The sequence below is a fragment of the uncultured Bacteroides sp. genome (assembly GCF_910586915.1).
Lineage (GTDB): Bacteria > Bacteroidota > Bacteroidia > Bacteroidales > Bacteroidaceae > Bacteroides.
Window position 1 is genome coordinate 41,645 of record NZ_CAJULN010000018.1, and the last position, 14,020, is coordinate 55,664.

The 14,020-nt window shown below is 45.3% G+C and carries 12 protein-coding genes; 7 read left to right on the forward strand and 5 right to left on the reverse strand.

All coding sequences use genetic code 11. The annotated features are described in order from the left end of the window. Positions 1–10: 10 nt before the first annotated feature. The 7 genes from QZ331_RS08375 (at position 11) to QZ331_RS08405 (ending at position 7,611) form a co-directional block, all read left to right on the forward strand. The gene (locus QZ331_RS08375) at positions 11–451 is read left to right on the forward strand and encodes an AAA family ATPase (RefSeq protein ID WP_294629477.1); all 441 of its coding nucleotides are present in this window, start codon (positions 11–13) and stop codon (positions 449–451) included. Further along, positions 444–605, forward strand: coding sequence for a hypothetical protein (locus QZ331_RS08380; protein WP_294629478.1), 162 nt, complete (start codon positions 444–446; stop codon positions 603–605). Before QZ331_RS08375 ends, QZ331_RS08380 begins: the two co-directional genes overlap by 8 nt. 78 nt (positions 606–683) lie before the next feature. Next, positions 684–1,289 carry an AAA family ATPase gene (locus QZ331_RS08385; protein ID WP_294629479.1) on the forward strand — a complete coding sequence of 202 codons (606 nt, stop codon included), beginning with the start codon at positions 684–686 and terminating at the stop codon, positions 1,287–1,289. 224 nt (positions 1,290–1,513) lie between these two features. Continuing rightward, positions 1,514–2,452 carry a site-specific integrase gene (locus tag QZ331_RS08390; RefSeq protein ID WP_294629480.1) on the forward strand — a complete coding sequence of 313 codons (939 nt, stop codon included), beginning with the start codon at positions 1,514–1,516 and terminating at the stop codon, positions 2,450–2,452. Between the two features lie 370 nt (positions 2,453–2,822). Next, positions 2,823–5,975 (forward strand): hypothetical protein, encoded by a 3,153-nt coding sequence (locus QZ331_RS08395; protein WP_294629481.1) that lies wholly within the window; start codon positions 2,823–2,825, stop codon positions 5,973–5,975. Positions 5,976–6,083: 108 nt separating this feature from the next. Next, positions 6,084–7,190: an OmpA family protein gene (locus tag QZ331_RS08400; RefSeq protein ID WP_294629482.1), complete on the forward strand. Its 1,107-nt coding sequence runs from the start codon at positions 6,084–6,086 to the stop codon at positions 7,188–7,190. 202 nt (positions 7,191–7,392) lie between these two features. Next, positions 7,393–7,611 carry a winged helix-turn-helix domain-containing protein gene (locus QZ331_RS08405; protein WP_294629483.1) on the forward strand — a complete coding sequence of 73 codons (219 nt, stop codon included), beginning with the start codon at positions 7,393–7,395 and terminating at the stop codon, positions 7,609–7,611. On the opposite strand, the gene QZ331_RS08410 is transcribed toward QZ331_RS08405, so the two are convergent. From QZ331_RS08410 to QZ331_RS08430, 5 genes are all read right to left on the reverse strand, one after another. Next, positions 7,599–8,075 carry a GAF domain-containing protein gene (locus tag QZ331_RS08410; protein ID WP_294629484.1) on the reverse strand — a complete coding sequence of 159 codons (477 nt, stop codon included), beginning with the start codon at positions 8,073–8,075 and terminating at the stop codon, positions 7,599–7,601. The genes QZ331_RS08405 and QZ331_RS08410 overlap by 13 nt on opposite strands. A gap of 81 nt (positions 8,076–8,156) precedes the next feature. Next, a complete protein-coding gene (locus QZ331_RS08415; protein ID WP_294629485.1) occupies positions 8,157–9,863 on the reverse strand; it encodes an acyl-CoA dehydrogenase family protein in 1,707 nt (568 codons plus the stop codon). 6 nt (positions 9,864–9,869) lie between these two features. Further along, positions 9,870–10,889 (reverse strand): electron transfer flavoprotein subunit alpha/FixB family protein, encoded by a 1,020-nt coding sequence (locus tag QZ331_RS08420; RefSeq protein WP_294629486.1) that lies wholly within the window; start codon positions 10,887–10,889, stop codon positions 9,870–9,872. Positions 10,890–10,899: 10 nt separating this feature from the next. Beyond that, on the reverse strand, positions 10,900–11,772 hold the full coding sequence (locus QZ331_RS08425; protein WP_294629487.1) for an electron transfer flavoprotein subunit beta/FixA family protein: 873 nt from the start codon (positions 11,770–11,772) through the stop codon (positions 10,900–10,902). A 529-nt stretch (positions 11,773–12,301) separates the two neighbouring features. Continuing rightward, on the reverse strand, positions 12,302–14,020 hold a 1,719-nt coding region (locus QZ331_RS08430), incomplete at its 5' end, for an alpha-L-fucosidase (RefSeq protein WP_294629488.1).

The following is a 14,020-nucleotide window of genomic DNA, read 5'->3' on the forward strand; positions in this document are numbered from 1 at the left end:
ATCAATCTATATGGATAAAATAGTAGAACTCTCAGTCGAAAATTTCAAGGCTGTAAAGAAAGCAGATATCGCTTTGAACGGAATAACCGTAGTGTCCGGTATCAATGGCTGCGGAAAAAGCAGCCTGTCCCAACTGTTGTACTATTCCTTTTATTATGCGAATCATTATGAGGAAATAGTAGACAGTCATTTGAGCCACTACTTGTATAGGTACAAAGAGACTTTGAAACAAATGGAACGTGCAATCAAAGGTATAATACCGGAGGCCGGCGAAGTGTACGATATATATCGCGCTTCGGTCAATGATATGGATGTTTGCCTCCGATATATACGGACATTATTTTCACGCTTCCTGGTTTATAAGGATGTAGTAGAGGACATCATGAAAAATGAGGATGCTGAAAGGACTTTGCAACGGTTTGTCCGAATCATAAAGGATACAATTGGATGATAAAACGCAAGATGATTTAGAGAAGTTGCTGGATAAGTTTTATATACTGATAGAGTTGTTATTCAACGATGCGGCAGACGAGTTGGAACAAAGGGATTACGAATTGCTTCATGACCATTTGTCGTTTTCCATGAAGCGGACACTGCCCGAATAATGGACCATTCGTGAATACGGACTGCCTTTTGCCGGAAAGGAGACAAGCAACGTCCCTTTGCTTCATTATATAAAAAGAGTGGCCTATGTCGATACTCCCATGATTGTAGGAAATCAGTTGACAAGCGGCAGGGATAAGGATTATTGGGAGAAACTGACGGATTTGCTGAGTGACGACTCCCCGCATATCGAAGTCAATACCTCTTTATGCAAAAACCTTTCACAAATAATGAAGGGTGAATCTATGATAGAAGAAGATGCGATTCGCCAATTGAAACTCTCTTATCGAAGAGCCGATGGCAGAATCTTTGAATTGAAAGATTGCGCAACAGGAATCAAGTCGTTTTCTGTCCTGCAACTTCTGCTGAAGAACGGCTTCCTCCAAAAAGATACATTGCTTATCATAGATGAACCCGAAGCTCATCTGCATCCCCAGTGGATTGTTGAATATGCGCGGATGATTGTACTGTTGCATAAAGAAATCGGAGTTAAGTTTTTTATAGCAAGCCACAGCACGGATATGGTAAGTGCCATTCGATATATTGCAGCTAAAGAAGGAGTGCAGGCGGATTTAAACTTTTATTTGGCTGAGGATTCGGAAGAAACTCCTTATGAATATACGTATCGTGACTTAGGAATCGACATAGACCCTATTTTCAAATCATTCAATAAATCGGGTGATTGATATCGACCGGTGGGAAATAGCACAAGCGAAGAAGCAACGCCGTTCTCTGAATCGTACGATGTATTTTGTGGCTCTGTTTAGTAATCTATGATAAGTATGTTATTATGTGAAATTATCTTTTTTGAAAATATGGAAATCCCGGACTTGTAAAAGTTCGGGATTTTTGTATTTTAACCGGACACTAATGAAAAGAGAAGTGTTGATAACTTTAAAAAGAAAATGCAATGTTGAAAGTTTTAGCATTTATGATGCAAGTAACCAATGGGTTACGTATGGAAGGGAGTTTCGGAACCGCTAATGTGTATCGAAGTAGTATGAATGCCCTGATGGCTTATCAAGGGAAAGAAGACCTCTCTTTTAATGAGGTAAGTCCGGAGTGGCTGAAAGGATTTGAAGTTTATCTTCGTAGTCGTGGATGCAGTTGGAATACCGTGTCTACCTATCTGCGTACGTTTCGTGCCGTGTACAATCGGGCGGTGCATCTTCGTTATGCGAAGAATGTACCCTATCTTTTCCGTTCGGTATATACCGGGACGCGCGCCGACCATAAGCGTGCGTTAGGCGAAGAAGACATGAAAAAGATGTTTACCGTTTTGCCTTCGGACTCCGGGATTCCTTCGGCAGTGATTCATGCGCAGGAATTATTTATTCTGATGTTTGTGCTCCGTGGAATGCCTTTTGTCGACCTCGCTTATTTGCGCAAAAGTGATTTGCGCGATAATGTGATTACCTACCGCCGGCGCAAAACCGGGCGTTCCCTCACAGTCACTCTAACGGCAGAAGCGATTGTGCTGATAAAGAAATATATGAATAAGAACCCTTCTTCGCCCTACCTGTTTCCTTTCTTACGCAGCCACGAGGGAACACGGGAAGCATATCGCGAATATCAGTTGGCATTGCGCAACTATAATCGGCAATTGGTGTTGTTGGGTGAAATATTAGGATTGGGAGAAAGGGTGAGTTCGTATGCCGCCCGCCATACATGGGCTACCACAGCTTATTATTGCGAGATTCATCCCGGTGTGATTTCCGAAGCGATGGGACATTCGTCTATTTCCGTGACGGAAACCTACCTGAAACCCTTTAAGAATAAGAAGATAGACGAAGCCAACAGAAAAGTACTTGATTTCGTAAACTATACGATAGTAGGTATAATAAATTGATATTTAAACTGTTACTTTATAGGTAACGGAACAAATTTCGCTGCAAATATGAGGATATTTATTAAAACAACCAAACGAATCGAAACTTTTTTGAGGAAAACTACTTAAAAACAAGAGAGTGACAATCGGAATATGTGGAATTTTATCATAGGGGTTGGCTGACTCCTATTTTTAAGAAAAAAATTTCCCGCCCCTCTGCCGGCTTCAAAAGGCAGGGGTAAAAATAGTATAGTCTTTTTAATGCATTTTTAGTATAGAATCCCCTTTTGGAGTAGGTACAAAGGTGTTTCCGTTACCTATAAAGTAACGGACAGCTATTATTGAAACTTAGTGTTTAATAATATATTATTAATGTAATTTTTAAGTAGTTATGAGAAAAAAATTTGTAAAAGTGATGTTCTTCGGAGCGCTGGCACTTTCTACAGTTACCTATGTGGGCTGTAAGGATTACGATGACGACATCGACAGCCTGAGAGAACACGTAGAAACAAACCAAGCGACACTGGACGCAAAAATCAAAGAACTCAAAGATGAGTTGGCTGCTGCTAAACAGGATATTGTTGCAGCTCAAAATGCAGCGAAAGAAGCAAAGACTGCTGCTGAAAAGGCAGAAGCTGCTGCAAAAGAAGCTGCTGCAACAGCTAAGGCAGAAGCTATCGAAGCTGCTACCAAAATGGCAGAGGACTTGAGAGCAACTATCAGCCAATATGATGGAAGAATAGAAGAGCTCTATGATAGCATGAATGAGTTTGGTGGCGTTAAGGATGATGTTAAAACTCTTCAAGAAAAACTTCTTGCTATTGAAGGCGTTCTCAGTGCTGTTGATGGCGGATTTGACAAGTTGGTTAATGAAGATAAACTCAATTCTGCAATAGCTGCTGCAAAAGAAGCTCTCGAAATTCAGATTAATACCTTGAAAAATTTCAAGGAAGCGATCGACGCTTTGAATCTGGAAACTGAATTCCCGGAAATGAAGGCTAAATTGGTTGACTTGGAAGCAGAATTAGGAGAACTGTCTGCTACAGTATCAGAACTTCAGACAGCCATCGATACTAACACGGCAGATATCGCTACATTGAAAGCTGATGTTGCAGGACTGGCTACTGAATTGACAACTATATCTAACAGTATCAGTGAAGTACAATCCGGATTGAATACACTGGTAAGTTTGTTGTCTCAACGTCTGACTGCTTTGACATTTGCTCCGTCACAGTTTATCAACGGTATTGAAGTTATCAACTTTACTACTTTGCAATATACACCGTGGACTAAGTTGCTTGCCGACCAAGCTGAAGGAACGAAGAAAACTTCTATCAATGATGGAAAGACTACTGCTTATTATTACGCTAACCCGAGCAATGTTAAAAAGGAAAACATCCTGGGATTGACGGTTATCACTAATGATGCAACCAATGAAATCAGCACAAGAGCTGGTGAAAGAATAGCTGCGACTGTTGCTGAAATTAAAGATGGTAAAGTGGCTGTTAACTTGAAGAAGTTGAGCGAAGGTTCATTCAATCAGGAATCAGTTGACGGTAAAGAGAAGTTTGCAATGATGGCTATTCAAGCTAAAATTGCGTTGACTGCTGAAGAACAAAAGGCTGGTGTTTCACCAGTAGTAACTTCCGACTGGGCACGTTTGGCAGAAACTTCTGCTATTCCTTACATACATTATGTAGAAGCGGAAACTGAAGTTGATGCAGATAAAGCTCATTTCTGGAAGTATAGCACCATCCACGATCAGGAAAGAGTATGTACTACACAAGGACAATATATCCTTAAGAAAATAGAATATACTAAAACTGACTTTGACTTGAACTCATTGGTTGAAGTTTGCGACAAGGAAGGAAATAAATATAATATCAGCGACTACGGATTGAAGTTTGAATTCGAATTGGTTAATTATTTCTTGCAAGATACCAACGAAGAATCTACAAACCAGAAAGAGTTTGCTAAGATTGAAAACGGTATTATCACTTCTCAATCTCGCAACGGAGTAGCATTTAACAGAGATGCTATCGGTCGTGAACCGCTGGTACAGGTTGTATTGAAAAATACTGCCAATAATGAAGTAGTAGATGTTCGTTATTTCAAGATTGCTTGGACAAGCCAAAGCGGTAACATTGACTTGGGCGAATTGGATGCAGACTTTGATGCTGAAAAATTTGCTTGCGATGCTACATACACTGGTACTGTAGGTATGAAAGAAATGAACGATCAGATTTACACTATCGTTAACGGCGGTATTAGCAAAGAAGAATTCCATGCATTGTACAAATTGGACAGCAGAGTATATGCTACTTTGGATGATGCTAAGAACGGTGCTTCTGCTTCTACTGTATTGGGAACAATCGAAGATGTTACTGCTGAAGGTTCTACTACTACACACAACTTGAAGTGGACAATCGGTAATATCGGATTGACTAAGGAAGAATATGAAGCAGGCAAAGTAGAAAGAACTGTATATGGCCGTTATTACAGAATAAGCGATGAAGCGGAAACATATACATTCAAGATTACTATGACACTGGCCGTAGATAAGATGGCCTTTGTTGGAGGTTATAATAGTTCTTACTGGAGTGGTACAGCAACTACAGAAAACATCAACAAGTCATTCCAAATTAATCCGGCTTTGACCAGTGATGCAAATTATGGTATTGCTAACTTCTTCGATTGCCAGATTATCGGTAGCATATTGCCGGGTTACAATAAGAATGCAGGTCTTACTTCTGTTATGGATTTGGTATCTAATGCAGATGAAGCAGAGTTCCGCTTTGATGAGACTCGTGCGAAGACGCTTCTTGGTACAGAGTGGAAGGTAATTAACAATGTATTGTATAAAGGTACTGTGGCTGCTGCTGAGATAAATGGTGATGTGATTCGTCTGTTTGAATCAACATTGCCTACTACAACGGAACACGGTGTTGCAACTTCTGCTGCTCAAGAATTGTTAGGCAAATCTGTTCCTGTGAAATTGGTTGCTACAAATTGTGCAGGTATCCCTGTTGAACTTGATCACTTCTTGGTTAACTTTATCAATCCGTTGGCTATGTCTTTGAACGGTACAGTTGAACCATTCAAAGACTTGTTGACAGGTGGTTCAACGGTTAGCGTTGACAAAGTTGTTACTATCAAAGAAAGCTTTGGAGAATACCGGAAAGTTTGGGAAAACGGTGCGGCCGCTGATGCTCAATTAGTTCAATGGTACAACGTAGAGCAAGTAACATGGAATTTGGCTAAGGCTACTACCAATCTGAAAAAAGAAGGAGAAAACATTATTATCTCCGATAAAGATGATGCAAGCACTTGGAGTACTTTTGCTGATAAATATGTATTGGAACCTGTACTCGATGCTAACGGTCAGATTGTCAAATTGACATTCAAGAACAATAGCGGTGCTCATATTCAGCAGGAATTCCGTATCTCTGTTCCTGTGTATGTGAAGACTAAATGGTCTCCGATATTGGCAGATCCGGAAAAGACAACTGTAACATTGACTGTTAAACCGGGTAGTATCAACTAATTGAGATTCCCTTTAAATTTCAATGACTAATATAGAAAGGTGTTCTTTCTGGCAAAGAGAGAGCACCTTTCTTTTTAAAAAAAGACTTCATACATAATGCTGAAACTTATGAAGAAACATCTTTTTGTAAATCTTGTCGCGCTGCTTGGTGTAGCAACGGCTTTTGCGCAGGAACCACGGAGCAACGATTCCGGCAAGATTGTTTTTCATCCTCATTGGTATGTGCAGGCTCAGGCGGGTGTGGCGCATACTGTCGGAGAAACCACGTTTAAGAATCTGTTGTCGCCGGCGGCGGCTGTCAACGTGGGATATAAATTTTCTCCAGTGTTCGGCGTGCGCATCGGCGGAAGCGGATGGCAGGCAAAAGGAGGGTGGGTGACCCCCAAGCAACACTATCAATATAAATACCTGCAAGGAAACGCCGATTTGACAGTCGACCTGAGTTCTTTGTGCTGCGGTTTTCGTCCCGACCGGATATTTAACGGTTTTCTTTTTGTGGGAGCCGGATTGAACCAGGCCTTTGACAATGACGAAGCAAATTCCTTGAATACGGGAAAACATGAGTTGGAATATCTTTGGCAAGGCTCTCAAAGATTGTTGGCAGGACGTTTCGGATTGGGAGGAGACCTGCGACTGAACGACCGCCTTTCCTTTCATATAGAAGCAAATGCGAATGTATTGTCGGATAAGTTTAATTCGAAGAAAGCTGGTAATTGCGACTGGCAAATCAATGCATTGGCAGGATTGAGCATCAGATTGGGTAAGAGCAGCAAAAAAACACCGCTCTCTACATACAGCGAACCGGAACCGCCGGTAACGGCAGCCGAAGTTGCCAAACCCGTGGAACCCGCTCCAGTGGTGGAACAGCCGCAACCTGCGAAAGAAGTTGTCGCCGCCCCCATGCAGCAGAACATCTTCTTTGCGCTCAATTCCGCTTTAATCAATAACGACCAGCAAGCGAAAATCGCTTCTTTGGCCGAATATTTGAAGAAACATCCTTTGGCAAAAGTCAACCTGACGGGATATGCCGATGTAGATACCGGCAATGCGAGGATTAATCTCAAACTGTCGGAAGCCAGGGCACGCAACGTTGCGGAAGCACTGAAATCGCAAGGTATTGCAACAGACAGAATCAACATTGACTTTAAGGGCGACACTATACAGCCTTTCGCTACTCCGAAAGAGAACCGTGTATGTGTCTGCATTACGGAATAGAGATGCTTACATAATAATGTTTCCCACAAGCATCTCTCTTTATAGTTCTTAAGGACACGGAAGTCCGGGCTTGCGAAAGTCCGGGCTTTTTTGTGTTTTCTCCCTCCGTTTTTGTCCTATTTGGATAAACAAATCCGGCCCGTTTTTGTTTTCTTTAAGTGAAATCTCCCAAAGGTATAACTCATTTAATAATGATAAAACAATGGATAAGCATGAAATCGGCTTGAATGCCGGCAAAGTTTGGCAGTTGCTCAGCAACAACGAAAAATGGGGTTATGGAGTTCTGAAAAGAAAATCCGGACTGAAAGACAAAGAATTAGGTGCCGCTTTAGGGTGGCTCTCCAAAGAGAATAAGATAGAATTCGACCAGTGCGACGAAGAACTGTATGTGTATCTCTGTGTCAATGTCTACATCGGTTGAAAGTAAGTGCAGATTTCTTCCAGGTAACGTGCGTCCACCGCATCGAAACTCTCCAACGTATCACTGTCGATGTCCAGTACTCCGATGATTTTTCCCTCTTGGTATATCGGTACCACTATCTCCGATTTTGATAGCGAACTACAAGCGATGTGTCCGGGAAACTGCTCCACATCGGCTACAATCAGTGTCCGGGCTTCTTTCCAGGCCGTGCCGCAGACTCCTCTGCTGTGGCGGATACGGGTGCAGGCGATAGGCCCTTGAAAGGGACCCAACACAAGTTCGTCCGCTTTTACCAGATAGAAACCCACCCAGAAGAAACCGAAAGTCTGTTTCAAGGCGGCTGCCGTATTGGCGAGATTGGCTATGAAATCCGTTTCCGTGCTTACTAAAGCATACAACTGGGGGAGTAATTCGCGATATTTGTCTTCTTTGTTTCCTGTATGGATGGATAGATTTTCTGCCATTTTCAAAGGGAGAGATAAGGGTATGTGAAAAAAAACAATCGGGTGGTGTCGCACGCACCATCCGATTGTATGAAATATCTGTTATTTTCTGTAGAAAGCCAGGCTTTCTTTGTCGAAGTTCTCGATAAAGTTTGAATGTTTTTCTACTTCCGCTTCCGCATAATTCAGATATACGTGTGCGGATTTGGCAAACAGTTCGGGAGCTTTGGCAGTGTCTTGAATCAGTAAGTGGCACATGATGATGTCGGCAGCCATCTCCATCAACCGGCGGGCTGTGAAGTCAAGCAACTCCTGGTCTTGCGTCTCTTTGACGGCGTTGGTGCTTGCTTCAAACTTGTCTGCCATCTTTTTCAGGCGCGACATCAACGGTTCCATTTCGGGCGAGCAGGGCACGGTTTCAAACTCGCGGATAGTGGCGAGGTAAGAACCGTTCGTCACGTATCGGATAGCAGCTACGGTCTGCAACTGGGTAGTTCCTTCGTAGATGCTGGTGATGCGTGCGTCGCGGTAGATGCGCTGGCAGGCATATTCCATCATAAAGCCCGAACCGCCGTGAATCTGAATACAGTCGTAAGCATTCTGGTTGGCATATTCGGAGTTCATACCTTTGGCAAGCGGAGTGAAACTGTCGGCCAACTTGGCATATTTCTTCTGTTCCTGACGTTCTTCCGGAGTAAGTTTGCGTTCGCGGGCGATGTCGTCCAATGCTTTGTAGATGTCTACGTAGCGGGCTGTTTGGTACAGCAATGCGCGGCCCGCATCCAACTTACCTTTCATGATAGCCAACATATCATATACCGCCGGGAATTCGATAATCGCTTTTCCGAATTGCTTGCGGTCTTTGGCATAAGCCAATCCTTCGTTGTAAGCCGCCTGGCTCAAACCTACCGACTGTGCGGCGATACCTAAACGGGCACCGTTCATCAGAGCCATTACGTATTTTATCAGACCGAGTTTGCGGTCGCCGCAAAGTTCGGCTTTGGCATTCTTGTACACCAACTCGCAGGTAGGCGAACCGTGGATACCAAGTTTGTTTTCGATACGACGCACGTTGACACCGCCCTGGCGCTTGTCATAGATGAACATAGATAAACCACGTCCGTCTCTTGTTCCCTCTTCCGACCGTGCCAGCACGAGGTGGATATCGGCGTCGCCGTTCGTGATAAAGCGCTTCACACCGTTGAGTAGCCAGCAACCCTCTTTTTCGCTGTAAGTAGCTTTCAGCATAACGGATTGCAAGTCGGAGCCGGCGTCGGGTTCTGTCAAGTCCATCGACATGGTTTCGCCCTGGCAGATGCGGGGGATGAAACGGCTGTGCTGGTCTTCGTTGCCGAATTCGTACAGTGTTTCGATACAGTCTTGCAGCGACCAGATATTGCCAAAGCCTGCATCGGCGGCGGCAACGATTTCGGCGCACATGGTGTAGGGAGTAATCGGGAAGTTCAGACCGCCGAATTTGCGCGGCATGGTCATACCGTTCAGTCCTGCTTTTACCATCGCATCGAGGTTGGCTTTCGTGCCCGATGCATATTCTACACGTCCGTTGGCGCAGTGCGGGCCTTCCTCGTCCACGCCTTCTGCATTGGGGGCAATGATTTCCCCGGTGATTTCTCCGGTAATCTCCAGCACTTTGTCGTAAGAGTCTATCGCATCTTCAAAGTCGAGGGGCGCATAGTCGAATTCATCTTTATCTCTGTAGTTGCGTTCTTTCAGTTCGCAGATACGTTTCATCATCGGATTGTTCAAGTGAAACTTGAGTTCCGGTATGTCTGTATAATAATTAGCCATCTTTCCTTACTTGCTATTTTGTTTATAATACTTTATCATCTTCGGCACGACTTCTTCGATGGTTCCGTTGATTACGTAATCGGCAATCGTGTTGATGGGAGCATCCGGGTCGTTGTTGATGGAGATGATGATACCACTTTCCTGCATACCGGCGATATGCTGTATTTGTCCGGAGATACCGCAGGCGATATAGAGTTTCGGACGGACGGTTACGCCTGTCTGCCCGATTTGACGGTCGTGGTCTGCGAAACCTGCGTCAACGGCTGCACGGCTGGCACCTACTTCCGCGTGGAGTTCTTTGGCAAGGTCGAACAACAGGTCGAAGTTTTCCTTCGAGCCTACGCCGTAACCGCCGGCTACCACAATCGGAGAACCTTTCAGGTTGTTCTTAGCCTTTTCTACGTGGCGTTCGATTACTTTCACCACATAGTCCGTGTCGGCTACATATTTCTTCACGTCGTGACGAATCACTTCTCCCTGGTAAGTAGGAGAGAGGATTTCTTTCTTCATCACACCTTCACGCACGGTTGCCATCTGCGGACGATGTTCGGGGTTTACAATCGTGGCCACGATGTTACCGCCGAAGGCGGGACGAATCTGATATAACAGGTTCTTGTATGTCTTTCCTTCTTTTTTGTCTTCGTGGTCGCCTATTTCCAGTGAGGTACAGTCGGCGGTCAGTCCGCTGGTCAAGGCGGAAGAGACGCGCGGTCCGAGGTCGCGTCCGATGACGGTGGCTCCCATCAGGCAGATTTGCGGCTGCTCTTCCTTGAAGAGATTCACAAGAATCGAAGTGTGGGGGAGTGACGTATAAGGATAAAGTCCTTCGCCGTCGAAGACGTGCAGTCTGTCTACGCCGTAAGGAAGAATTTGTTTTTCAATCTCTTTGAGGTCTGTGCCGGCAACTACAGCTTCGAGCTGGCAGTTCAACTGATTGGCTAACGAACGACCTTTGGTCAGAAGTTCAAGGCTGACATCTGCAACGTTTCCTTCTTCTATTTCGCAATATACAAATAAGTTATTCATATGATTAGTTTTATCCAATAGTGTGATTAGCTAACAGTTCAACAATCAGGTCTTCCACGTCGCGGTCGCTACCGGTGATGGTTTTGCTCTCTTTAGCCTGGAACACGATGTTCTGGATGGCTTTCACTTTGGTCGGCGAGCCTGACAGACCGCATTGTGCGAGGTCTCCATTGACATCCGCCACGCTCCATTCTTTCAGATTCAGATACTCACGCTTGTCGTACAGGTCGGTATAGTCAAGGTTGCCTTGCTGTTTTTCGGTGACCGTTTTGGCGTGTTTGTATTTTTGAACCAGCTTCGCGTTGCGCGGGCGGCAGGGAGCTGCCGAGCCGTTGACGGTAATCACGATGGGCAGCGGGCCTTCTACGGTTTCCACGCCACCGTCGATGTGGCGTTTCACTTTGATTTTGCCTTCTCCCACTTCCAGGATTTCTTCTGCATATGTGATTTGTGTCAATCCTAATTTTTCTGCTACCTGCGGACCTACCTGTGCCGTGTCTCCGTCGATAGCCTGGCGCCCGCCGATGATGATATCGTAATCTCCGATTTTACGGATGGCGGTGGCAAGTGCGTAGGAGGTAGCCAGTGTGTCGGCTCCGGCAAAAGCGCGGTCGGTCAGCAGATAACCGTTGTCCGCACCGCGAAAAAGTCCTTCACGAATAATGTCGGCTGCGCGTCCCGGTCCCATTGTCAGGATGGTTACGGTAGAGCCTGGATGGGCATCTTTCAGTCGAAGTGCTTGCTCAAGGGCATTCAGGTCTTCGGGGTTGAAGATGGCGGGAAGTGCCGCACGGTTGATTGTACCGTCGGCTTTCATGGCATCTTTCCCAACGTTGCGTGTGTCGGGAACTTGTTTTGCCAATACAACAATTTTCAAACTCATGCTATTAAATTTAGTATTAGTATTTCTACAAGTTAGCAGCCAGTAGTCAAGTAGTAATCTCTTGCTATTCAAACTATCCGGTTAACTATCAGCCTGCAAAATTAAGCAAACACTTGGTTCTGACAAGAAAACGGGGTAAAAAATGCACAGGTTTAAGGTTTTTGAGCAAAAGAGGAATGTTTTATGGGGGCTTAGGATGTTGGGATAGGAGTGGTTTCAATAAAATCAGTTACTTTGGGCAGTAGTTCATTTATTTCTTCTTCGGTTTAATTGTTCTTTGATAGCACGATTCCTTCTTTCCTTATATTCAGACTAAAAGGTGTTTGAAAAGTACGGTTCTTTCATGCTTTTTATAGGTTAATAATCAGATTGTTACAGCATCTATATGTACTGCGTACAGGACATATAGATGCTGGACGTAGCGCATATAGATGCTGCAAGTAGGACATATATGCGGTGAAAGCAGGAGCTATATTTCCTGCAAATTGCTCCTATGGAGAGGGAAAATAGCGGATAATCATTATAAACTTTACTGGATTCCGATTTCAGCAAATCCCATCGGTGTTCCCTCCTCTATCATCCGCGTTGCCTTCAGTTGAATATACCGGGCTTTGACCGGTGTGAAGTAGACGGATTGAAGAATCGGGTTGTTCTTTATATTGGAGAATTCATCTTTCGCTACTATCCGATTGACAGCATTGCTATCCGTGCCGACAGCAATTTCGTAGGCAGCGATTACCCCTTTATTATATTCGCTTTGGTCGGGGAGATAGTGGAATGAAGTCACGGTACGCTCTTCGCCCAAGTCAATCAATACAGTATTTCCGTTGATGAAACAAGTAGTTTGGTCGTTCTTGTCCATACATTTCTGCGCCTCTTCGGTGTCGGTTCCCGCAAGCGTGTAGGGATAGCTTTTCAGTTCTCCCGCTTTGGTGGTGTATTTGTCAGACGTTTCGCCGGCATAGTAGGCTTCGATGTTGTTGATGCAGAGACAAGCGCGTGAGTCGGTGAAGCGGACACGAATCTTGTCGGCGGTGATTGTCTCAAAACGTAAGAGACGTTTGTAGCCGATGGTGGTGGTCTCTTCGTTGAGCTTCACGGGGAACCATTCGTCCTTGTGGTTGTATTCCACAACGAACGATTTTACACGCTGTCCGAGAGGGATGTATTCTTGCAACATCATGCGGTTTATCTTCTCGGGTTGAGGCAAGCCGAATTCGATAGTGGCAGAGGTTACTTCGTCATTGGTAGCCCAATAAGTGTCGTAATCGCCGTCGGTTACGGCTTTTGCAGGAAACGTAGCGCCGCGTTCGTCCGATGCTTTCGGAGAGACGCCTGCCAACAGGTTGTGTGCCAATTGTTTTTGTACGTTTTGGTAGAAATTGACAGCGTTGGCAGAGTCGGTAGGATGAATCAGTCCGTTGCGGTCGACAGGGAAGTTGAGCAACAGTGTGGCGTTATGTCCTACGCTGCGGTAGTAGAGGTCGGTCAGTTGTTCTACTGTCTTCACGCGGCCGTCTTCTTCGGGGTGGTAGAACCATCCCGGACGGATGGAAACATCGCATTCGGCAGCTACCCACTGATTGCCGTCGGCATGACCGTATTGCAATTCCCGGTACTTCTCGTAGCCCGGGTGCACTTCTCCGGCGCGGAGGAAAGACCAGTTGGTGGCTCCCGCAAATCCCTTCTCATTGCCTACCCAACGGCAGCCGGGACCTCCGTCGGAGAAGATGACGGCTTGCGGCTGGAGGTCGTCTATCATCTTATAGGCGCGTGGATAGTTGTAGTAGTTTTTGCGGTCGATGGTACGGGTCTCTTTGCTGCCGCCATACCAACCGTCGCCGCCGTTGGCGCCGTCGAACCAGATTTCAAAGACGTCTCCGTAGTTGGTGAGCAGTTCGTGGAGTTGACTATAGAAGTAATCCACGTATTCGGGAGTACCGTAGTTGGCTTGGTGTCTGTCCCAGGGCGACAGATAAACGGCAAACTTGATGCCGTACTTTTTGCAAGCGTCCGACAGTTCGCGAACAATGTCGCCCTTGCCCTCTTTGTAAGGCGTGTTGCGGATGCAGTATTCGGTCAGATGGGTAGGCCACAGGCAGAAACCGTCGTGGTGCTTGGCGGTGAGGATGACACCTTTCAGGCCCGATTTTACAAACGTCTGCACCCACTGCTCGCAATCCAGCCGGGTGGGGTTGAAGGTGTTGGGGTCGGAGTCGCCGTATCCCCACTCGCGGTCGTTGAAGGT